18 protein-coding genes are annotated in these 20,095 nt (G+C 67.2%); 10 read left to right on the top strand and 8 right to left on the bottom strand.

Annotation, left to right across the window (positions count from 1 at the left end; translation table 11 throughout):
- The first annotated feature begins 2 nt into the window (after positions 1 to 2).
- The 7 genes from H7F53_RS10140 to H7F53_RS10110 all read left to right on the top strand — a co-directional run bounded on the left by H7F53_RS10140 (position 3) and on the right by H7F53_RS10110 (position 8,792).
- The gene (locus H7F53_RS10140; RefSeq protein WP_185679362.1) at positions 3 to 3,185 is read left to right on the top strand and encodes a multidrug efflux RND transporter permease subunit; all 3,183 of its coding nucleotides are present in this window, start codon (positions 3 to 5) and stop codon (positions 3,183 to 3,185) included.
- Positions 3,182 to 4,624 (top strand): efflux transporter outer membrane subunit, encoded by a 1,443-nt coding sequence (locus H7F53_RS10135; protein ID WP_185679361.1) that lies wholly within the window; start codon positions 3,182 to 3,184, stop codon positions 4,622 to 4,624. The genes H7F53_RS10140 and H7F53_RS10135 overlap by 4 nt, the downstream gene beginning before the upstream one ends.
- A gap of 66 nt (positions 4,625 to 4,690) precedes the next feature.
- A complete protein-coding gene (locus H7F53_RS10130) occupies positions 4,691 to 5,005 on the top strand; it encodes an FtsB family cell division protein (RefSeq protein ID WP_185679360.1) in 315 nt (104 codons plus the stop codon).
- Between the two features lie 170 nt (positions 5,006 to 5,175).
- Positions 5,176 to 6,216 (top strand): pyruvate dehydrogenase (acetyl-transferring) E1 component subunit alpha, encoded by a 1,041-nt coding sequence (gene pdhA, locus H7F53_RS10125; RefSeq protein WP_379542885.1) that lies wholly within the window; start codon positions 5,176 to 5,178, stop codon positions 6,214 to 6,216.
- On the top strand, positions 6,216 to 7,568 hold the full coding sequence (locus tag H7F53_RS10120; RefSeq protein ID WP_185679358.1) for a pyruvate dehydrogenase complex E1 component subunit beta: 1,353 nt from the start codon (positions 6,216 to 6,218) through the stop codon (positions 7,566 to 7,568). The genes pdhA and H7F53_RS10120 overlap by 1 nt, the downstream gene beginning before the upstream one ends.
- Positions 7,561 to 8,214, top strand: coding sequence for a squalene/phytoene synthase family protein (locus tag H7F53_RS10115; RefSeq protein WP_343062015.1), 654 nt, complete (start codon positions 7,561 to 7,563; stop codon positions 8,212 to 8,214). Before H7F53_RS10120 ends, H7F53_RS10115 begins: the two co-directional genes overlap by 8 nt.
- Positions 8,215 to 8,246: 32 nt before the next feature.
- Positions 8,247 to 8,792, top strand: a complete 546-nt coding sequence (locus H7F53_RS10110; RefSeq protein ID WP_185679356.1) for a hypothetical protein — start codon at positions 8,247 to 8,249, stop codon at positions 8,790 to 8,792.
- On the opposite strand, the gene trmFO is transcribed toward H7F53_RS10110, so the two are convergent.
- The 4 genes from trmFO to gyrA all read right to left on the bottom strand — a co-directional run bounded on the left by trmFO (position 8,763) and on the right by gyrA (position 13,919).
- Entirely contained in the window at positions 8,763 to 10,133 is a 1,371-nt protein-coding gene (gene trmFO, locus H7F53_RS10105; protein ID WP_185679355.1) for a methylenetetrahydrofolate--tRNA-(uracil(54)-C(5))-methyltransferase (FADH(2)-oxidizing) TrmFO, read from the bottom strand. The two genes, H7F53_RS10110 and trmFO, sit on opposite strands and share 30 nt — an antisense overlap.
- Positions 10,134 to 10,199: 66 nt before the next feature.
- Complete coding sequence (locus H7F53_RS10100; RefSeq protein WP_185679354.1) at positions 10,200 to 10,730, bottom strand: P-loop nucleotide/nucleoside kinase family protein; 531 nt, start codon at positions 10,728 to 10,730, stop codon at positions 10,200 to 10,202.
- A gap of 88 nt (positions 10,731 to 10,818) precedes the next feature.
- Positions 10,819 to 11,190 (bottom strand): DUF952 domain-containing protein, encoded by a 372-nt coding sequence (locus H7F53_RS10095; RefSeq protein ID WP_185679353.1) that lies wholly within the window; start codon positions 11,188 to 11,190, stop codon positions 10,819 to 10,821.
- Positions 11,187 to 13,919: a DNA gyrase subunit A gene (gyrA, locus tag H7F53_RS10090; protein WP_185679352.1), complete on the bottom strand. Its 2,733-nt coding sequence runs from the start codon at positions 13,917 to 13,919 to the stop codon at positions 11,187 to 11,189. The genes H7F53_RS10095 and gyrA overlap by 4 nt, the downstream gene beginning before the upstream one ends.
- A gap of 352 nt (positions 13,920 to 14,271) precedes the next feature.
- Here gyrA and H7F53_RS10085 point away from each other — a divergent pair, with 352 nt between their 5' ends.
- On the top strand, positions 14,272 to 15,570 hold the full coding sequence (locus H7F53_RS10085) for a hypothetical protein (protein WP_185679351.1): 1,299 nt from the start codon (positions 14,272 to 14,274) through the stop codon (positions 15,568 to 15,570).
- Positions 15,571 to 15,656: 86 nt separating this feature from the next.
- Here H7F53_RS10085 and H7F53_RS10080 read toward each other — a convergent pair whose 3' ends face one another.
- The gene (locus tag H7F53_RS10080) at positions 15,657 to 16,310 is read right to left on the bottom strand and encodes a carbonic anhydrase (protein ID WP_185679350.1); all 654 of its coding nucleotides are present in this window, start codon (positions 16,308 to 16,310) and stop codon (positions 15,657 to 15,659) included.
- Positions 16,311 to 16,375: 65 nt separating this feature from the next.
- Between H7F53_RS10080 and lipA the strand changes: the two genes are divergently transcribed.
- Positions 16,376 to 17,362, top strand: a complete 987-nt coding sequence (gene lipA / locus H7F53_RS10075; protein ID WP_246438799.1) for a lipoyl synthase — start codon at positions 16,376 to 16,378, stop codon at positions 17,360 to 17,362.
- A gap of 4 nt (positions 17,363 to 17,366) precedes the next feature.
- Complete coding sequence (locus tag H7F53_RS10070) at positions 17,367 to 17,858, top strand: SRPBCC family protein (RefSeq protein WP_185679349.1); 492 nt, start codon at positions 17,367 to 17,369, stop codon at positions 17,856 to 17,858.
- Here H7F53_RS10070 and H7F53_RS10065 read toward each other — a convergent pair.
- From H7F53_RS10065 to H7F53_RS10055, 3 genes are read right to left on the bottom strand one after another with little or no spacing between them, the layout of a single operon-like run.
- Positions 17,819 to 18,325, bottom strand: a complete 507-nt coding sequence (locus H7F53_RS10065) for a CinA family protein (RefSeq protein ID WP_185679348.1) — start codon at positions 18,323 to 18,325, stop codon at positions 17,819 to 17,821. The genes H7F53_RS10070 and H7F53_RS10065 overlap by 40 nt on opposite strands.
- A gap of 4 nt (positions 18,326 to 18,329) precedes the next feature.
- Positions 18,330 to 18,863 carry a hypothetical protein gene (locus tag H7F53_RS10060; RefSeq protein ID WP_246438798.1) on the bottom strand — a complete coding sequence of 178 codons (534 nt, stop codon included), beginning with the start codon at positions 18,861 to 18,863 and terminating at the stop codon, positions 18,330 to 18,332.
- A 20-nt stretch (positions 18,864 to 18,883) separates the two neighbouring features.
- The gene (locus tag H7F53_RS10055; protein WP_185679347.1) at positions 18,884 to 20,053 is read right to left on the bottom strand and encodes a bifunctional 2-C-methyl-D-erythritol 4-phosphate cytidylyltransferase/2-C-methyl-D-erythritol 2,4-cyclodiphosphate synthase; all 1,170 of its coding nucleotides are present in this window, start codon (positions 20,051 to 20,053) and stop codon (positions 18,884 to 18,886) included.
- Positions 20,054 to 20,095: the final 42 nt, after the last annotated feature.

Here is a 20,095-nt window from a genome sequence, read left to right as displayed (position 1 = left end):
CCATGTCGCGGATCTTCATTGATCGGCCGATATTCGCCTGGGTACTGGCGATCATCGTGATGATGGCCGGGGTCGGGGCCCTGTTCGGTCTGCCAATCGCGCAGTACCCCGATATTGCCCCGGTCCAGGTCAACGTCCGGGCGACCTATCCCGGAGCCTCGGCCGCGGCGCTTGAGACCAGCGTTACCCAGGTGCTCGAGCAGTCGCTGAGCGGGCTCGACGGGATGTTGTATTTCTCGTCCAGTTCCAGTTCGCGCGGTCAGGCGACCATCTCGATCATCTTCGCGAAGGGCACTGATCCCGATACGGCGCAGGTCCAGGTCCAGAACCAGATCGCCTCGGTGGTCTCGCGCCTGCCGGCGCAGGTCCAGCAGCAAGGCGTGCGGGTCACCAAGTCCAATACGGACCAGTTGATGACGCTGGCGCTGTACGACGAATCGGACACGCGCACTCAGCAGGATATCGCTGATTATCTTGGCTCCAACCTGCAGGATCCGCTGTCGCGCGTGCCAGGCGTGGGCGACGTCAATATCTTCGGTGCCCAGCACGCGATGCGGATCTGGCTCAATCCGCAACGTCTTGCTGCCTTTGCTCTGATGCCGTCCGACGTGGTCGGTGCAATAACCGCGTCGAACACCGAAGTGGCGGCCGGCGAGCTCGGTGGTCAGCCGGCGCCACGCGGCCAGATGCTCAACGCCACAGTGACCGCCCAGTCCCGCTTGCAGACGCCCGAGCAGTTCGAGGCGATCGTGGTCAAGATGCTGCCGGATGGCTCGAGCGTGCGGCTGAAGGACGTGGCGCGGGTTGAGCTCGGCTCGGAAAACTACAACTCGGCCGGGCGCGTCAACGGGCATCCCGGCGCAGGCATGTCGATCTCGCTCGCGCCCGGCGCCGACGCGCTCAAGACCGCAACCCTGGTCAAGGCCGAAGTCGAGCGACTGTCGACCAGTTTTCCGGATGGGGTCAGGTTCGCATACGCCTACGACACCACCCGCTTCATCACCCTGTCGGTCGAGGAGGTCGTGTGGTCGCTGCTCGAGGCCGTGGTGCTGGTGGTGATCGTGATGTTCGTGTTCCTGCAGAACTGGCGGGCCACGCTGATCCCGGCGATCGCCGTTCCGGTGGTGTTGCTCGGCACTTTCGCGGTATTCTATCTGGTCGGCTTCTCGATTAACACGCTGACCCTGTTCGGCCTGGTTCTGGCGATCGGCCTGCTGGTCGACGATGCCATCGTGGTGGTCGAGAACGTCGAGCGCCTGATGCACGAGAACCCGGGCATGTCCCCGCGCGAGGCGACGATCCGGTCGATGGACGAAATCCAGGTGGCGCTGGTCGCCATCGCGCTGGTGCTGTCCGCGGTGTTCCTGCCCATGGCCTTCTTCGGCGGTTCAACCGGGGTGATCTATCGGCAGTTCGCGCTGACCATCATTTCGGCCATGGTACTCTCGGTGCTGGTCGCGCTGGTGCTGAGCCCGGCCCTGACCAGCACATTGCTGCGTATGCCGCAGCAGGCCGGCGACGGATCGCCGCCGCGCGGCGCACTGACCCGGCGCCTGGCCGGGGCGGGGAAGTGGTTCAATGACGGGTTCACCCGTCTGAGCGACCGCTACCGTGCGGCCGTGGTGGTTACGGTTGAGCGCAAGTGGTTGTTTCTGGTGATCTACCTGTTGGTTGGACTGCTGCTCTGGGGGCTATTCGTGCGGCTGCCCGGCGGCTTTCTGCCGACCGAGGACCAGGGCGCGCTGCGTTTTCAGGCGCGCCTTCCGGCCGGCGCGACGCTTGAGCGCAGCCAGGTCGTGGCGCGGCAGATCGAAAACTATCTGCGGGGCGATGAGGGCAAGAACCTGAGCGTGCTGTTCGTGACGGCAGGCGGCGGCGGGGCGGCGGGTCCTTCAGGGCAAAACACGGTCTCGGGCTTCATCAATCTTGTTGACTGGTCGAAGCGCCCAGGTGCGAAGCGTTCCGCCGATGCGATCGCGCAGCGGGCCAGCGGAGCCTTCCGCAATCTGCGCGATGCGCAGGTGTTCATCCTGGTGCCCCCGGCCGTGGCAGGGCTCGGTCAGTCTGCCGGGTTCTCGATGCAGCTGCAGGATGCTGCGGGAATGACCCACGAGCAGCTGGTTGAAGCGCGCGATCGCCTGATCCAGCTGGCGAGTGCCGATCGCCGCCTGGCCAGCGTGCGAGCTTCGGACCTGCCGGACACCGGGACGATCAAGATCGACACCGACCAGCAGCGGTTGACTGCTTACGGCCTCTCGCAGGCCGATGTGAACGCCACGCTGGCGACGGCATGGGGCGGCCGGTACGTGAACGACTTCGTCGATCAGGGCCGCGTCAAGCGCGTGTTCGTCCAGGGCGATGCCGCCTATCGGGCCGATCCCTCGGACCTTGGCCAATGGTACGTCCGCACCGCGACCGGGCAGATGGCTCCGTTCACCGCCTTTTCCAAGGTTGGCTGGTCAACCGCACCCGCCACTATCGGCCGGTTCAACGGCGTGCCTTCGGTCGAGATCCAAGGCCAGGCGGCACCCGGGGTCAGTTCCGGACAGGCCATGGAGGTGATGGCGGAACTGGCCGCGCAGGTCCCCGGAACAACGGTCGCATGGTCGGGCTCGTCTTACGAGGAACGCCTCGCCTCGGGTCGGGCGCCGGTGCTCTACGCGCTTTCGCTGCTGGTGGTGTTCCTGTGCCTCGCAGCGCTCTACGAGAGCTGGTCGATCCCGGTCGCCGTCCTGCTGGTCATCCCCCTTGGGCTGGTCGGAGCAGTGTTCGCAGTGACGCTGCGCGGGCTTGAGAACGACGTCTATCTCCAGATCGGCCTGCTCACCACCATGGGGCTCGCCGCCAAGAACGCGATCCTGATGATCGAGTTCGCGGAACAGGCCGAGCGCAAGGGCGCGCGGGTGATCGACGCCGCGCTGGAAGCGGCGCGCATCCGCCTGCGCCCGATCCTGATGACCAGCTTCGCCTTCATCTTCGGCGTGCTGCCGCTGGCGCTCGCCACCGGGGCCGGCGCAAACAGCCGCATCGCCATCGGTACCTCGGTCGTCGGCGGTATGCTGACCGCCACGCTGCTGGCGATCTTCTACATCCCGCTGTTCTTCGTCCTGGTGCGGCGCGGCGTACGCGATGGGCTGAAGGCGGTCCGCGCACACATGGCGCATCGCCGGGAGCAGGCGGCATGACTGGCGGGTCTCGGCTGAGTTCGGCCGGCGTCGCGCTGGCCGGACTGTTCACCCTGTCCGCCTGCTCCATGGCGCCCCACTATCAGCGGCCGGCACCGCCAGTGCCGGACGCGTGGCCGGCCGGCGCGGCCTATCCGCAGGACCAGCCGGCCACGGCGCCAGCTCTGCCGTTCTCGAGCATCTTCACCGACGCGCGGCTGCAACAGCTGGTCAGCCAGGCGCTGGCTACCAACCGCGACGTGCGGGTGGCCGCCGCCAATGTCCTGGCGGCGCAGGCCCGGGCAGATGCCCAGGGTGCGGCACGATTGCCGCAGCTCGGTGTGGGAACCGGGGTGACCCGCCGGAGCGGCGACACCAGCGGGCTGGGCTTTATCATCACCCGTACCAATTACACCGCCACGGCGGGTATCAGCGCCTTTGAGCTGGACCTGTTCGGGCGCCTCGCCTCGGCCACGGCAGCGCAGCGCAATGCTGCCCTGGCCTCCGCCTCGGCAGCGCAGGTCGTTCGCCTGTCGCTCGTGGCCAACCTGTCGACGGCCTGGGCTGCTTACGGCGCGGACGCCGAACTGCTCCGTCTGGCGCAAGAGACCGCCGCCAATGCCCGGCACACGGTATCCCTGACCTCCGCCCGGCTGCAGGCCGGTGTCGCGCCCCGCAGCGACCTGCGCCAGGCCGAGGAACTGCTCGCCGGAGCCGAGGCCGATCTGGCTGCCCAGACCACGGCGCTGGCCCAGGACCGCAATCTGATCGAGCTGCTGGTCGGTGCCCCGGTCGATTCGGGCTTGCTGCCAGATGATCTCGGCAGCGTCATCGCCGGGGTGCGCCCGCTGGCTGCCGGGCAGAGCTCTGAGGTCTTGCTCCTTCGCCCCGACGTCATGCAGGCCGAATATGCCCTGCGCGCGGCCAATGCCGATGTTGGTGCGGCCCGCGGGGCCCTGTTCCCGCGCATTTCGCTGACCGGCCTGTTCGGCTTTGCGAGCGCCAGCCTGTCCTCGCTGTTCGCCAAAAGTGCCGAAACGACCACCACAGGGGGCAGCATCAATTACCCGCTGTTCGCCGGCGGGGGGGCGCGGGCCAACCTGCGGGTCAGCCGCGCGCAGTTGCAGGCCGCCGTGGCGAGCTATGAAGGGGCCATCCAGATTGCCTTCCGCGAGGTGGCGGACGCCCTTGCGCGCCAAGGCACGATCAGCGACCAGCTCACTGCCGTCACCCGCCAGTCAGAGGCCAGCAGCGATACCGCCCAGCTGGTCGAGGCGCGTTATCGCGGTGGAGTCGCCAGTGCGCTGGACAATCTGGTGGCGCAGCGCAACCAGTATGCGGCGCGGCGCCAGCTGGTGGCCACGCGGCTCGCGCTGGTGACCAACCGGGTGCAACTGTTCCGCGCGCTGGGTGGAGATCCCGCCGCCGACGCTCGCGATGCCGGAGCCAAGCGGCCGTAATGCTTATGCAATTGCCCGGCAAAAAGCGCTTGTGTCGCTGACTCAACTGTGATTCTGTAACGGGGTATGAAACGGACCCGAACCGAGCCCCGGCTGCCCCGCGAAGGTGTGACCCATCTGCTGGCCTTGGGCTGTCTCCTGATCATGGGTGGGCTGGTTCTGGCCGGGCCCAGCGGTCTGCTGGCCTGGAGCGAGAACCTCCGGCTGCTCGAGCAGCGGCAGAAGGAGGTCCAGCAGCTGACCGCCGAGCGGGATGATCTGCGTAACCGTGTCGCGCTGCTCGATCCTCGTCACGCCGATCCCGATTTGGCCGGGGAGCTGCTGCGCAGCAACCTCAACGTCGTCCATCCGGACGAGATGGTCATGCTGCTCAAGCGCTAGGGGTCGCCCTGCGCGTGTCGGATTGGAAATTGCGCGCACCGATAACAAAATACGTATGGAGCGTTTCCTTCGTCCGGTGTGCTGTCCTATAGACGGCCCTGGATGTCCCCTCAGGAGAGATGAACTTGGCAAAGCCGGCCAGCAAGAACACCGCAGCGGCAAAGGCTGCTGTGGCCACCGAAGGCGATGAGCTGCCTGCCCTGCGTTCCTTGCAGGATGCGTTTGCCGCCAAGGGCAAGTATCCTGCCAGCGACCAGGAATTGCTGACCTTCTACGAGCAGATGCTGCTGATCCGCCGCTTTGAGGAGCGTGCCGGTCAGCTTTATGGGCTCGGACTGATCGGCGGGTTCTGTCACCTCTACATCGGGCAGGAAGCGGTGGCCGTCGGCCTGCAGTCGGCGCTCAAAGAAGGGCATGACAGCGTCATCACCGGCTATCGCGATCATGGGCACATGCTGGCCTACGGCATCGACCCCAAGGTGATCATGGCCGAGCTGACCGGGCGCGAGGCTGGCATCAGTCGCGGCAAGGGCGGCTCGATGCACATGTTCAGCACCGAGCATAAGTTTTATGGCGGTCACGGCATCGTCGGCGCGCAGGTGCCACTCGGCGCCGGGCTGGCCTTCGCGCACAAATACCGCGAGGATGGCGGCGTCTGCATGGCCTATTTCGGCGATGGCGCGGCCAACCAGGGCCAGGTCTATGAAACGTTCAACATGGCCGCCCTGTGGCAGCTGCCGATCGTCTTCGTGGTCGAGAACAACGGCTATGCCATGGGTACGGCCGTGCAGCGCGGCTCGGCCGAGACGCATTTCTACCGCCGTGGCACGGCATTCCGGATACCCGGTCTCGACGTCAACGGCATGGACGTGCTCGAGGTGCGCGCGGCCGCCGAAGTCGCGCTCGACTATGTTCGCGCCGGCAATGGCCCGGTGCTGATGGAACTCCACACCTACCGCTATCGCGGCCACTCGATGTCGGATCCGGCCAAGTACCGGACGCGCGAGGAGGTGCAGGAGATGCGTGACAAGCATGATCCGATCGAGGCCGCCAAGGCCGAACTGCTGGCTCGCGGCATGGCCGAGGACAAGCTCAAGGAGATCGACAAGCGGATCCGCCAGCAGGTCTCCGAGGCGGCTGACTTCGCCGAGAACTCGCCCGAGCCCGAACTCTCCGAACTCCATACCGACGTGCTGGTGGAGCGCTACTGATGGCGATTGAACTGAAGATGCCCGCCCTCTCGCCGACCATGGAAGAGGGCACCCTGGCTCGCTGGCTGAAAAGCGAGGGCGATGCGATCCGCTCGGGCGACATCATCGCCGAGATTGAGACCGACAAGGCCACGATGGAGTTCGAGGCGGTCGATGAGGGCACGCTTGGCAAGATCATGATTCCGGCGGGTACGGCCGGGGTCAAGGTCGGCTCGGTGATCGCCCTGCTGGACGGCGAGGGCGAGGCTCCGGCCGCTGCGGTTGAGGCTTCTGCCGCGGCGCCGTCTCCGGTTCCGGTCGATACGCCCGCAGCGGCAGCTCCGGTTCCGGTCGCGGCGAAGAAGGATCCCGAGGTTCCGGTCGGCACCAACATGAAGTCGGTAACCGTGCGCGAGGCGCTGCGCGATGCCATGGCCGAGGAAATGCGCCGCGACAGCCGGGTCTTCGTGATGGGCGAGGAGGTTGCGCAGTATCAGGGTGCCTACAAGGTGACCCAGGGTCTGCTCGACGAATTCGGCCCCAAACGCGTGATCGACACGCCGATTACCGAGTATGGCTTTGCCGGCATCGGCACCGGCGCGGCGATGGGCGGACTGCGGCCGATCGTCGAGTTCATGACTTTCAACTTCGCCATGCAGGCGATCGATCACATCATCAACTCGGCAGCCAAGACGAACTACATGTCAGGCGGGCAGATGCGCTGTCCGATCGTATTCCGCGGTCCCAACGGCGCGGCAGCTCGCGTTGGTGCGCAGCACAGTCAGAACTACGGGCCCTGGTATGCCTCAGTGCCCGGACTGGTGGTGATCGCACCCTATGATTCGTCCGACGCCAAGGGTCTGCTTAAGGCGGCGATCCGCAGCGAGGACCCGGTGGTGTTCCTCGAGAACGAACTGGTCTACGGCCGCAGCTTCGAACTGCCCGAGTTGGACGATCATGTCCTGCCGATCGGCAAGGCCCGGGTGATGCGCGAAGGCCGCGACGTGACGATCGTGTCCTACTCGATCGGTGTGGGTTTCGCGCTGGAAGCCGCCGAGCAGCTTGCCGCCGAAGGGATCGAGGCCGAGGTGCTGGACCTGCGCACATTGCGTCCGCTCGACAAGCAGGCCGTGCTCGACAGCCTGGCCAAGACGAACCGGGTGGTCGTGGCCGAGGAGGGCTTCCCGGTCTGCTCGATCGCCTCGGAAATCATCGCGATCTGCATGGAGGAAGGCTTCGACCACCTCGATGCTCCGGTCCTGCGCGTCTGCAACGAGGACGTGCCGCTGCCCTATGCGGCCAATCTCGAGAAGGCGGCGCTGATCAATGCCGAAGGGATCGTGAAGGCCGTCAAGCAGGTCTGCTATCGCTGATCCCGACGCGCTGAGCGAACTGCTGTCGCCGCTGGCGCGGCTCGCGCTGGCCTATGCGCCGGCGCGGGCGCGGCCGGATTGGCTGGTGGTGCTGGCGCTCGATGCGCGGTTGGCCGGCGTGGTCCGCGCGGCCCGTGAGCCGATGCTGGCGCAGCTGCGCCTTGCTTGGTGGCGAGATCGACTGAGCGAAGACCCGACCGTCTGGCCGCGCGGCGAACCCGTTTTGGCCGCGCTTGCCAATTGGGGCAAGCAGGCGGCCGGGCTCGTGGCGCTGGTCGACGGCTGGGAGGCTCTGCTCGATGAACCGCCCCTGACAGATGCGGCGATCGAGGGCTTCGTCTGTGGCCGTAGCGCCGCCATTGGTGCACTTGCGGCGCGGGTCGGCGTTGGACCGGATGAAGTTGTCGCGGCTGCGCGAGACTGGGCTTTGGCCGATCTGGCCCTGCATCTTGGCGATCCAGCCGAGCGGGCGTGCGCCAGCGCTCTCATCGGTTCATCCAAGGTGACGCGGTTGCCTCGCGCCATGCGCCCTCTGGCCGTGATGGCCGGGCTCAATCTGCGCGCCCTCCGGCGTGGCGCGAGAGATCCACTCGACGGACCGGTCGCGTTGCTGGCCGCGATCCGGCTTGGTTTTGTTTCCAGATAGGTTACACTTGCTTCGGGTCGCCGGAGCTTGAGATGACCCGTACGCTGCTCGGCGCGTTCGCCACCTTGCTGCTGGCCGCAGCCGGCCTGTTCTGGTGGCAAGGTCGGGCCATGATTGACCCTGGGACGCTCCCCCCTGAGGTATCGACAAGCCTCGGCCCAGCTGACCTGCCTAGCGCTGCACCCGGGGGTTTGCGGGGGCCGGACCTACCCCAGGCCACTGCACAGACCCGCGAGCAACGCCGGTTCGACCGGATTGACCGAGACCGTGACGGGAGGATCAGCCGTGCCGAAATGCTGGTCCCGCGTGCAGCGGTGTTCCGCAAGCTTGATGCCGACGGCAACAACCTCCTGACCTTCGAGGAATGGGCCGTGGTCACCGCCACAAGATTCCGCGGGGCCGACCGTAACGGCGACCTCAAGCTAGACCGGCTCGAATTTGCCACGACCCGGCCCAAGCCGCCAGTGGAGCCCTCTTGCGCCTGCCGCCGCCAGCCCAGGCCGGACTCCCGCGGGCCGGCCGGCCCACTCGACGATCCGGATTTTCTGTCAGCCGAGGAGAGGGAGCCAGTCGGCTAGGGCGGCCTTGGCGCGCAGGGTATAGGCCTCCTTGCGCTGCTTCTTCTTGACCTCTTCCGGAGGCGGCGGGAACAGGCCGAAGTTGATGTTCATCGGCTGGTAGCTCGCAGCATCGGCATCCCCGGTGATGTGTGCCAGCAGCGCGCCGAGCGCGGTGGTTGCCGGGGGTGACTGCCAGTCCCGTCCGCCCAGTTCGTGCGCCGCCATGAGCCCTGCGAGCAGGCCGACCGCGGCGCTTTCGACATAGCCTTCGCAGCCGGTGATCTGCCCGGCGAAACGCACATGCGGCGCGCTCTTCAGACGCAGCTGCCGGTCGAGCAAGGTTGGGGAATTGAGGAAGGTGTTGCGGTGGAGCCCGCCGAACCGTGCGAACTCCGCATTCTCCAGTCCGGGAATGGTGCGGAAGATGCGCTGCTGCTCGCCATACTTGAGCTTGGTCTGGAAGCCGACCATGTTCCACAGCGTCCCGAGGGTATTGTCCTGGCGCAGCTGGACCACGGCATAAGGCCAGCGGCCATTGGGATGCTCGGGCGTGGCCCAGTGCGGATTGTCTAGCCCGACCGGCTTCATCGGCCCGAACCGCAGCGTCTCCACCCCGCGCTCGGCCATGACCTCGATCGGCATGCAGCCGTCGAAATAGGGGGTATTGGCCTCCCACTCCTTGAACACCGCCTTCTCGCCGGCGAGGATCTCCTCGCGGAAGGCCAGATACTGGTCCCGGGTCATCGGGCAGTTGATGTAGTCACGCCCGTCACCGCCGAGCGCGAGTGAGGCCTCGGCGCCCTTGTCCCAGCGGCTCGCCATCCACGCGATGTCCATGTTGATCGAATCGCGATAAACTATCGGGGCGATCGCGTCGAAGAAGGCCAGGCTTTCGGCGCCGGTGGCGGCCCCGATCGACTGGGCAAGGGCCTCGGCGGTGAGCGGCCCGGTGGCGACGATGGTGAGTCCGGCTTCGGGCAGACGATCGATCCGCTCTCGGGCCAGGGTCAGGCTGGGCTGGGCGGTCAGGGCCGCCTCGATTTCGGCCGAGAACACCTCGCGATCGACCGCCAGTGCCGATCCGGCGGGCACGCGGGCCTTTTCCGCAGCAGCCATGATCAGCGAGCCGCAGAGGCGCATCTCGTGGTGCAGCAGGCCCACGGCATTCTTCTCGTGATCGTCGGAACGCAGCGAGTTGGAGCAGACCAACTCGGCCAGGCCATCGGTCTGGTGTGCGGGCGAGCGCTCCCCCGTCCCGCGCATCTCCGACAGCCGCACCCGCCAGCCCCGCCGCGCCAGCTGCCATGCGGCTTCCGTCCCGGCCAGACCGCCGCCAATGATGTGGATGTCATGCGTCATGGCGCGGGCGTTAGCGGCTTTTGCCGGGACTTGCCAAGCGCGCCGATCGCGCGACGGCCCGAAGGGTCAGTCGGCCAAAGGCGAGCTGATCCGCACCCCGGCGAGCCGCTCCATCTCGTCCGCTCCGGGAGGCTCCCAAAGGTCCTCCATGAAATCGAACATCGCCCGGTCCACGGTCATCCGGAAGGTCTCGCCGCGCTGCGCATTGCGCGCCTGTACGCGCGTCCACCGGATTTCGGCTGGCACGTCGAGCCAGTGCAGTTGCGCGGTGAGGCCCATCTGCCGGGCGAGGTCGGCGAAAGCCCGTCGGTGATTGGCGGTCGTGAAGCCCAGATCGAGGATCGCGGGGATTCCCAAGGCGGCAAGCTGCCGGACCTGCTCGCCGATCAGGCTTTCGCACCGGGCAATCCGCTCGAGCGCCCAGTCGTGTCGGATCGGACTGGGACTATCCATCCAGAACAGGGTGGTCATCCAGTCGTCGATCGAGAACCTCAGCCCATCACAGCGCGCGGCCAGGGCAAGGGCATAGGTGGTCTTGCCGGCCCCGGTCGCGCCGGTGATCAGGTGAATCAGCGGAATTGGCGATTGCCCCGTCATCGCCGGAAACCAAGCGCTGCCGGAGCGCACGGACCTTCACCGCGCCGCTGGTCGGCCGCGACAGGTCTGGCCGCACGCTCCTGCCCGCTCATGCAGGGGCAGTGCCGGGCGTGTCCGAGCCGGGCAGGCGCACGGCGGTTTCGTCCAGCCAATCGACCGGGCCTTCGGCGATCACCGCGCTCAGCGGGAGAGCGGCATAGACATGGGGGAACAGCTGCCCCCCGCGCGAGGGTTCCCACTTCACTTGCGGCGCCAGGGCATCGAGGTCGATCGCCGCGATCCACAGATCATCCTGCCCGGCGAAGTGCTTGCGCAGTGTTTCGACCAGTTGCTCTGCGGTGGACAGATGGATGTAGCCGTCGGCCAGGTCGATCGGCGCGCCAGCGAAGCGGCCATCGGCCAGCAGCGCGGCGCGCTGCGCGCCGGTCAGCACCTTGTAGGCCAACGCCGGGGTGGTCATTCTCCGGCGTCGCCGGCCGGCTCCGCCGCAGGGCTCTCGCTGTCCGGCTCCTCACCGCCGTCCTCGCTTTCGGCCAGCCGCACCGCGCTGACCACGTGTTCATTGTCTGAGACATTGAACAGCCGCACCCCGGCCGACCCGCGCCCGATCACGCGCAGCGTATCGAGCGGCAGGCGGATCAGCTTGGCCTGGTCGGTGACCAGCATCAGCTGGTCGGCCTGGGTGGCCGGGAAGCTGGCCACCACCGGTCCGTTGCGGGCGATGTTGTCGATATTGGTGATCCCCTGGCCGCCGCGCCCGGTCCGTCGGTATTCATAGGCCGAGGACAGCTTGCCGTAGCCATTGGCGCAGACCGTAAGGATGAACTCTTCGCGCGCGGCCAGTTCCGCCATGCGCTCGGGCGCGATCGTGGTCTCGCCGTCCTTCTCACCCTTCCACGGCGCGAATTTCAGATACTCCTCACGCTCATCGCTGCTGGCGCCAACGCGGTGGAGGATCGAGAGCGAGATCACCTCGTCGCCATCCTTCAGCAGCATGCCACGCACGCCCGTGGAGGTGCGGCTCTGGAACTCGCGCACGTCGTCGCCGGCGAAGCGGATCGCCTTGCCCTGCCTGCTGGCGAGCAGCACGTCGTCAGCCGGCTCGAGCAGGGCCACGCCGATCAGGCGGTCGTCCGAGCCCTCCTCGAAGCGCATGGCAAACTTGCCGTTGCTGGGGATGTTGGCGAAGAGGTCCATCGCGTTGCGCCGCACGTTGCCGCGAGCGGTCGCGAAGACGACGTGGAGCTTGCCCCACTCGGTCTCGTCCTCGGGCAAGGGCAGGACGGCCGCGATGGTTTCGTCCTTGTCGAGGGCGGGGAGCAGGTTGACGATCGGCCGGCCGCGGGTGGCGGGGCCGCCTTCGGGCAGCTTCCAGACCTTGAGGCGGTAGACCTTGCCGGCGGTGGAGAAGAACAGCACCGGAGTGTGGGTGCTGGTGACGAACATCGTCGCCACGGCATCCTCGTCCTTGGTCGCCATCCCGGCGCGGCCCTTGCCACCACGGTTCTGGGCGCGGAAGGCGGAAAGGCTGGTGCGCTTGATGTAGCCGTCCATCGTGACGGTCACGACCATCTCGTCGCGCTCGATCAGGTCCTCGTCATCGATCCCGTCCCAGGCGGGGGCGATCAGCGTGGTGCGCGGCGTGGCGAACTGCTCGCGCACCAGCACCAGTTCGTCGCGCATGACGCCGTAGAGCTTCTTGCGGTCGGCAAGGATCGACAGGAACTCCTCGATCGCGGCGGCCAACTGCTTGAGCTCGTCGCCGATCTCGTCGCGGCCCAGCGCGGTCAGGCGATGGAGGCGCAGGTCGAGGATCGCCTTCACCTGGACCTCGGACAGGCGGTAGGTGCCGCCTTCCTGCTCGGCATTCGGTTCGATCGCCTCGACCAGGCGGATATAGGGCGCAATGTCGCCGATCGGCCAGTCGCGCGTCAGCAGGGCGGCGCGCGCGGCGGCGGGATTGGGCGCGCCGCGAATGATCCGCACGACCTCGTCGAGGTTGGTCACCGCGACGACCAGGCCCAGCAAGATGTGCGCCCGGTCGCGCGCCTTGTTCAGCTCGAACTTGGTGCGGCGGGTGATCACCTCCTCGCGGAAGGCGATGAAGCTCTGGATGATGTCGCGCAGCGACAGCACTTCCGGCCGGCCACCACGGATCGCGAGCATGTTGGCGGGGAAGTTCGACTGCGCCGGGGTGTTGCGCCACAACTGGTTGAGCACGACCTCGGGCGTGGCGTCACGCTTCAGGTCGATCACCACCCGCATGCCTTCGCGGTTCGATTCATCGCGGATGTCCGAGATGCCCTCGATCCGCTTGTCCTTTGCCGCCTCGGCAATCTTCTCGACCAGGTTGGACTTGCCCACCTGGTAGGGGATCGAGGTGAGCACGATCGAGCGCCGGTCACCCCGGCCTTCCTCGATCTCGTGCCGGCAGCGCATGATGATCGAGCCGCGCCCGGTGTGATAGGCGCTCCGCGCCCCGGCGGTGCCAAGGATCAGCGGGGCGGTGGGGAAATCGGGACCGGGAATGATCTCGATCAGCTGGTCGGTGGTGATGGCCGGGTTCTCGATGAAGGCCAGGCAGCCGTCGATCACTTCGCCCAGATTGTGCGGCGGGATGTTGGTCGCCATGCCGACGGCGATGCCGCCGGCACCGTTGACCAGCAGGTTGGGGAACCGTGCCGGGAGGACCGACGGCTCCTGCCGCGAACCGTCGTAGTTGTCGACGAAATCGACCGTGTCCTTGTCGAGGTCGTCGAGCAGGACATTGGTGACGCGCGCCAGCCGGGCTTCGGTGTAGCGCATCGACGCTGGCGGATCCGGGTCCATCGAGCCGAAGTTGCCCTGGCCGTCGACCAGCGGCACGCGCATCGACCAGGGCTGGGTCATGCGGGCGAGGGCGTCGTAGATCGAGGCATCGCCGTGGGGGTGGTAGTTACCCATGGTATCGCCGACGATCTTTGCCGACTTGCGGTAGGGCCGCCCGGCGACAAAACCGCCTTCCTGGCTGGCAAAGAGGATGCGGCGGTGGACTGGCTTGAGCCCGTCGCGCACGTCGGGCAGGGCGCGGCTGACGATCACGCTCATCGCGTAATCGAGATAGCTCGTCTTCATCTCGTCGACGATGTCGACGCGCGCAAATTCGCCGGCAGGGAAGGGCGAGGCCAGGGTATCGGTGTCGTCGCTCACGGCTGGGACTGTCTTTTCTGTTTTACCGGAAATGGGATGGCCCAAGCCCTAGGGCAACCATCCCGCCAAGGCCAGACAAGGGGCCTCGAAAAGCCGGAAAACGGGGCGTTTTCCACATCTCGGTGACACTCCCGAATGGTCTCTCGCGCGGCCATTCTGAACTCCCGGCACATGCGCCATTCAATCACCGTTCAAGCGCGGCAATTTACCGCGTCGGCCTGTTGCCATTGCCGTGATTTGCGGTCATTTGCATGCGCGGCAGCGGTGGATGCTTGAGGCGTCCGGGCGGCGATATTGGGTTCCGGTCGATCGCTCACGCGAGGGCCGGGACAGAGAAGGAGACGAAGGCAGCATGTTCCCGATTTCCAGCCGCGCTGGCGGCACATTCGTTTCGCGGGTGGCTCTGGGCGCAGCCCTGGCGCTGGGTGTGGCCGGTGGCATGGCCCTGTCCGGGTCGGTCGCCTTCGCCAAGGACGCGAAGGAGGCCAAGCCTGAGCCGCCGAAGCTGTCGAAGCCCTTCACCGCGCTGGCCGGTCCGCTCCAGGCCGACATCGCCAAGGTCAAGGACCAGGCCGGGGCCGCGGCGCTGAAGGACCGCGTGACGGCCGCGCTCGCTGCCGCAACCACGCCGGACGACAAGTTCTTCGGCGGCCAGTTCGCCATCCAGATCGGCCAGACCGCGAAGGATTCGGCGCTGATGCGCACGGGGCTGGAAACAGTGATCGGCAGCGGCAAGATGACCGGCCCCGATCTTGGCAAGTACAACTATTTCCTCGGCGGCATGGCCTTCGACGCGAAGGACTATGCGGCGGCCCGCACGGCCTTCGCCAATGCGATCGCCAACGGCTATACCGAGAATGACGTCCAGGCCCTGCTGGCCGAAACCTATTTCGCCACCAACGAGAACCCCAAGGGCATGGAATTGCTGAGCACGGCAATTGCCGCGCGCAAGGCAGCCGGCGCTTTGCCGCCGAAAGAATGGTTCATCCGCGGGCTGAGCGTGGCCTACAAGGCCAAGGACTATGGCTCGGCCTTCGCTTTCGGTGCCGGGCTGGTAGAGGGCTACCCGTCCGCCGACAACTGGGCCGATGCCATCGGGCTGGCCCGCACCGCCGGACGCTTTCAGGCCCAGGAGACGCTCGATCTGATGCGTCTGATGGACCGCACCGGCAGCTTCCGCGACACCAGCGACTATGCCGAGTACCTTCAGGCCGCCGACGCGCGTCGCGCCCCGGCCGAAGTGCTCAAGATCCTCGACGAGGGGGTCAAGAGCGGCAAGCTGGCGCCGAGTGACGTGTTCGTAAGCGAGAACCGCAACATCGCCCAGGCGCGCCTCGCCGGCGACAAGGCCTCGCTGCCCGCGCTCGAGAAGGACGCCAGCGTGGCCAGCGCGCCGGTCGCAACGGTGATGGCGGCGGGCGACGCATTCCTCAGCTATGACCAGTGGGCCAAGGCCGAGGGCTTCTACCAGGCCGCGCTCGGCAAGGCCGGGGTGGATGCCGACCGCGCGCTGACCCGCCTGGGCATTGCCCAGTTCGGCCAGGGCAAGTTCGCCGAGGCCCAAGCCACCTTCGCCAAGGTCAACGGGACTCGCAAGCCGATCGCTCAGCTCTGGGCCGTCTATGCGGGGCAGAAGGCCAAGGGCGGCTGAGCTCGGGCCGGTCGCTGCGCAGGCTATCGGAAGGGCGGCAGGCAACTGCCGCCCTTTTCGCATGGCGACCGGACGCGATCACCTGATCAGGCGGCGGGGCGGAACTCTCCGTCGCTCTCGTCGAGCACGTGCAGAATGCCATCGGAGATGGCGAAGAAGGCTCCGGTCAGGCGCAACTCGGCGTCGCGTTCCTTGTCGCGGATGCAGGGAAAGCTGCGCAGGTTCTTGAGGCTTGCCTTGACGCCGGCGAGTTCCATCGCCCGTTCGGCCGCATGGCCATGCGTCCCGTGCGCCGCGACAACCGGCTCGCGCGCCTCGTCGAGCAGGGCGATCCAATCGGCGATGAATCCGCCCGCCCCGCGTTCGGCGCCCTGTAGCTCCCGGGTCAGCGCGGCCTTGCAGCCGCCGCACAAGCCATGCCCGAGCACCACGATCTCGCGCACGCCGAGCACCTGGACAGCGAACTCGAGCGCTGCGGAGACCCCATGATGGCCCGGCGAGGTTTCGAACGGGGGGACCATCGCGGCGACATTGCGGACCACGAAGATCTCGCCGGGATCGACGTCGAAAATCTGGGCCGGATCGACCCGGCTGTCAGAGCAGGCGATGACCATGATTTCAGGCTGTTGCCCTTCGCGCAGCGCGGTCCACCGGTCGCGGTGGGGGGTCCACCCGGTCTTGCGGAACCGGCGGTAGCCAGCAAGCAGGCGGGCCAGCTGCGGGGAGGGGGCATCGGACATGGGGAGCCTCATGGCCTCCCCAATTGCCTCTGGCAAGGGGGCGGCAATGCGCCTATCTGCGCTGCATGAGCGACCTTGCACCCGATCTGCACGCCTCACAACCGGTTGTCGACCCGGCCCCGTCCGCGGTCGATGGTCCCGCCGAGGCTCCCGTCCGCCAGCGCAAGCCTGACTGGATCCGCGTCAAGGCGCCGACCAGCAAGACCTATGGCGAGACCCGCGCCCTGATGCGCGAGCTCAGCCTGAACACGGTCTGCGAAGAGGCTGCTTGCCCCAATATCGGGGAATGCTGGTCCAAGAAGCATGCCACGGTGATGATCCTCGGTGACGTCTGCACGCGCGCCTGCGCGTTCTGCAACGTCAAGACCGGGATGCCGCGCAAGGTCGACGTGGACGAGCCTGCCCATGTCGCCGAGGCTGCCGCCAAGTTGGGTCTCGAGCATATCGTGATCACCTCGGTCGATCGCGATGATCTGCCCGATGGCGGCGCCGGCCAGTTCGTCAAGGTGATCGAGGCGCTGCGCCGCACCACGCCGCAGACCACGATCGAGATCCTCACCCCCGATTTCCGCGGCAAGATGAGGGCCGCGGTCGAGGCGATCGTCGCGGCCGGGCCCGACGTCTACAACCACAACCTTGAGACCGTACCGCGGCTCTATCCGACGATCCGCCCCGGCGCACGCTACTATGCGTCGCTGCGCCTGCTCGAGGAGGTCAAGGCCCACAACCCGCTGATCTTTACCAAGAGCGGGATCATGCTCGGGCTCGGCGAGGAACGGCTCGAGGTGCACCAGGTGATGGATGACATGCGCTCGGCGCAGATCGATTTCCTGACGATGGGCCAGTACCTGCGGCCGACCCCCAAGCACGCCGAGGTCAAGGAGTTCGTCACCCCCCAGGCCTTTTCGGCCTATGGCGCCATCGCCCGGGCCAAGGGCTTCCTGCAGGTTGCCGCAAGCCCGCTGACGCGGTCGAGCTATCACGCCGGCGAGGACTTCGCGCAGATGCGGGCCGCCCGTGAGGCGCAGCTGGCGAAGTGCCAGGGGCGCTGAGCCGGTGGCGCGGATTCACGAGGTTCGCCGGCTGCCTTGGAGCGCCCGGCAGATGTTCGACCTGGTGGCCGATGTCGGCCGCTATGCCGAGTTTCTGCCCTGGGTCGTGGCCACGCGGGTGCGCTCCGATTCCGAGACCGAGATGGTCGCCGACATGCTCGTGGGCTTCTCGGCTCTGCGCGAGAAGTTCACCTCGCGCGTCGAGAAGCAGGCGCCGCCTGAGGGAACAGGCGATGCGGCCGATGAGGGGCGGATCCAGGTTCACTACATCGACGGACCGCTGCGTGATCTCGACAACCGCTGGGTGTTCCGTCCGGACGGGCCCGATGCCTGCGAGATCGACTTCTGCGTCGAGTTCGCCTTTCGCAATGCGTTGTTCCAGAAGCTGGCGAACCAGTATCTCGACAAGGCCTTTCGCAAGATGGTGACGGCCTTCGAGCAGCGCGCCGCCGCGGTTTACGGCAGCAGCAACTCAAGCGCGCAGAGCGTCGCCTGACGGCGCACCGCGGCGCGGCTTTCCCCCGCGAAGTGCCGTTCCTCGGCCTCGCCGGCCTCGGGATCGGCCGGATTGCGCAGCGCGCGGGCGAAGACCACTGTGCCGACCGGCTTGGTGTCCGATCCGCCAGCCGGGCCCGCCACTCCGCTGATCGCCACCGCGACATCGGCGCCGCTGCGCTTCAGGGCCCCTTCGGCCATGGCCCAGGCGCAGGCGATCGAGACCGCGCCGAAGGTGTCGATGATGTCCCCCGGGACGCCCAACAGTTCGCGCTTCGAGGCGTTGGAGTAGGTGACGAAGCCGCGATCGAGAACCGCCGACGAGCCGGCTATCTCGGTCAGCGCCGCGGCGACCAGTCCACCGGTGCAGCTCTCGGCCAGCGCCACGGTGCGGCCGAGCGCTGCGTTCTCCTCAATCACCCGGCGCGCCAGCGCGAGTACGTCGTCCGGAAGCAGGCTGTCGGTCATGCCATCAAGCCTTGCATAGCGGCAAGTTGCCGAGTTTCGACGTCCCGGCCTTGCTGCCGAGTCCGACTGCCACGGCGATCAGTTCAGCCGTGTTCTCCGGCGGAAGCGGCGCTAGCAGCGCGACGACCCGGTCGATGGTGGTGCAGGAATCGGGTTTGATCTGCCCGGTCACGATTCCGGCAAAGGCGGCATCGGCGATCTGCTGCAGGGCATCGTCGGGCATCGTCGCAAACAGTCTGGCGGAGCCGGCGTCCTTTGCCGAGGCCATCTTGAGGAAGGCCGACTTGGCCTCAGGCCAGGCCTTTGCCTTGCCGGTCGCATAGCGCTGGGCCAGTTCGGTGCCGCCCTGGCGAAGGAATGCGCCGGCTGGCAAGGCCGTGGCGCAGGCCCGGCTGGTTCCGCTGATCACGCTCGGCAAAGCATAGGTCGATAGTGCGGTGAACTCGCGCGGGGTCAGGCAAGGTGTGCTGGACTGGGCCGCGGCTACCTGCGGCACGGCAAGCAGTAGCGACGAGCAAAGCAGAGCAAGCGTTCGCATGGTGGTTTCCTGTGCTGGGCTCAGACGCGGAGCACGGTGGCGACTGCCTGCGCGGCAATGCCCTCGCGCCGTCCGGTGGCATCGAGTCCCTCGGTGGTGGTCGCCTTGACGCTCACGGCGGCAATGTCAACGCCGATGATCCCGGCCAGGCTTGCCCGCATGGCCTCGCGATGCGGTCCGATCTTCGGGGCCTCGCAGATGATCGTGACATCGACATTGCCGACGGCATGGCCGCTCTCGCGGACCAACCCTGCGGCATGGGCAAGGAACCGGGATGAGGCTGCCCCCTTCCACTGCGGATCGCTGGGCGGAAAGTGGCTGCCTATGTCCCCGGCACCGATCGCTCCCAGGAGGGCATCAACCAGCGCATGGATCGCTACGTCGGCGTCGCTGTGCCCAGCCAGGCCGTGGCTGTGCTCGATCCGCACCCCGCACAGCCACAGCGCTTCCCCCGCACTGAGGCGATGGACGTCGTAGCCGGTTCCGATCCGGACCGCGGGAGCGGCCGGGGCAAAGTCGCTGGCGAAGGTCAGCTTGTGCAAGGCTTCGTCTCCTGCAACCAGGGCGACCGTCAGGCCGGCGGCGCGGGCAACTTGGGCATCATCGCCCGCCTCGGTCGCGCCATTCCAGCTGCGATGGGCGGCGAGAATCTCGGCATAGCCAAAAGCTTGGGGGGTCTGCACCCGGCGCAGTGCCGCGCGGTCTGCCGGGGCGCCCATCGTGCCTGCGGCATCATGGCACAGGCTGTCGACCACCGGCAGCACCGGGATCGCGCCGGGCGCGGCGTCCAGCGCGGTACAGAGCCGCTCGATCACGGCCTCGGGCAGGATTGGCCGGGCTGCGTCGTGGATTAACACCCTCGCGGGGGGATCCTGCGCAAGGGCCTCAAGCCCGGCCAGGACCGAACCCTGGCGCGTGGCGCCGCCGGTGACCAGCATCACTGGCAGCCCAGCCAGGGCTTCGCCCGCGATCGCCGCGGCACCGGCGGGTATGCAGACGACAACCGGGGCACAGCCGGCAGCGAGCAGACGCTCGACCGAATGGCGCACCACGGGCTTGCCGCGCCACATCGCAAACTGCTTGGGCAGCGGCTGACCGGCGCGCAGCCCGGCACCGGCAGCCACGACGACCGCAGCCGTGCCAGCCGGGGCTGCCGGCGCGGCGGGGGGAGAGGCAGTTTCGGCGGCCATCGTCCGCGCCGGTAATCGCTTGCGGGGCAAAGGACAATCCAC

The sequence above is a fragment of the Novosphingobium piscinae genome (assembly GCF_014230355.1).
GTDB classification, from domain to species: Bacteria; Pseudomonadota; Alphaproteobacteria; order Sphingomonadales; family Sphingomonadaceae; genus Novosphingobium; species Novosphingobium piscinae.
The sequence above is the reverse complement of the archived record's forward strand: the minus strand, read 5'-3'. Positions and strand labels throughout refer to the sequence as shown.

Bases quoted from the DNA above. Each gene is read 5' to 3' on its own strand.
- H7F53_RS10140 (WP_185679362.1), top strand. From the start codon at position 3: ATGTCGCGGATCTTCATTGATCGGCCGATATTCGCCTGGGTACTGGCG.
- H7F53_RS10135 (WP_185679361.1), top strand. From the start codon at position 3,182: ATGACTGGCGGGTCTCGGCTGAGTTCGGCCGGCGTCGCGCTGGCCGGA.
- H7F53_RS10130 (WP_185679360.1), top strand. From the start codon at position 4,691: ATGAAACGGACCCGAACCGAGCCCCGGCTGCCCCGCGAAGGTGTGACC.
- H7F53_RS10120 (WP_185679358.1), top strand. From the start codon at position 6,216: ATGGCGATTGAACTGAAGATGCCCGCCCTCTCGCCGACCATGGAAGAG.
- H7F53_RS10110 (WP_185679356.1), top strand. From the start codon at position 8,247: ATGACCCGTACGCTGCTCGGCGCGTTCGCCACCTTGCTGCTGGCCGCA.
- trmFO (WP_185679355.1), bottom strand. From the start codon at position 10,133: ATGACGCATGACATCCACATCATTGGCGGCGGTCTGGCCGGGACGGAA.
- H7F53_RS10100 (WP_185679354.1), bottom strand. From the start codon at position 10,730: ATGACGGGGCAATCGCCAATTCCGCTGATTCACCTGATCACCGGCGCG.
- H7F53_RS10095 (WP_185679353.1), bottom strand. From the start codon at position 11,190: ATGACCACCCCGGCGTTGGCCTACAAGGTGCTGACCGGCGCGCAGCGC.
- H7F53_RS10085 (WP_185679351.1), top strand. From the start codon at position 14,272: ATGTTCCCGATTTCCAGCCGCGCTGGCGGCACATTCGTTTCGCGGGTG.
- H7F53_RS10080 (WP_185679350.1), bottom strand. From the start codon at position 16,310: ATGTCCGATGCCCCCTCCCCGCAGCTGGCCCGCCTGCTTGCTGGCTAC.
- lipA (WP_246438799.1), top strand. From the start codon at position 16,376: ATGAGCGACCTTGCACCCGATCTGCACGCCTCACAACCGGTTGTCGAC.
- H7F53_RS10065 (WP_185679348.1), bottom strand. From the start codon at position 18,325: ATGACCGACAGCCTGCTTCCGGACGACGTACTCGCGCTGGCGCGCCGG.
- H7F53_RS10060 (WP_246438798.1), bottom strand. From the start codon at position 18,863: ATGCGAACGCTTGCTCTGCTTTGCTCGTCGCTACTGCTTGCCGTGCCG.
- H7F53_RS10055 (WP_185679347.1), bottom strand. From the start codon at position 20,053: ATGGCCGCCGAAACTGCCTCTCCCCCCGCCGCGCCGGCAGCCCCGGCT.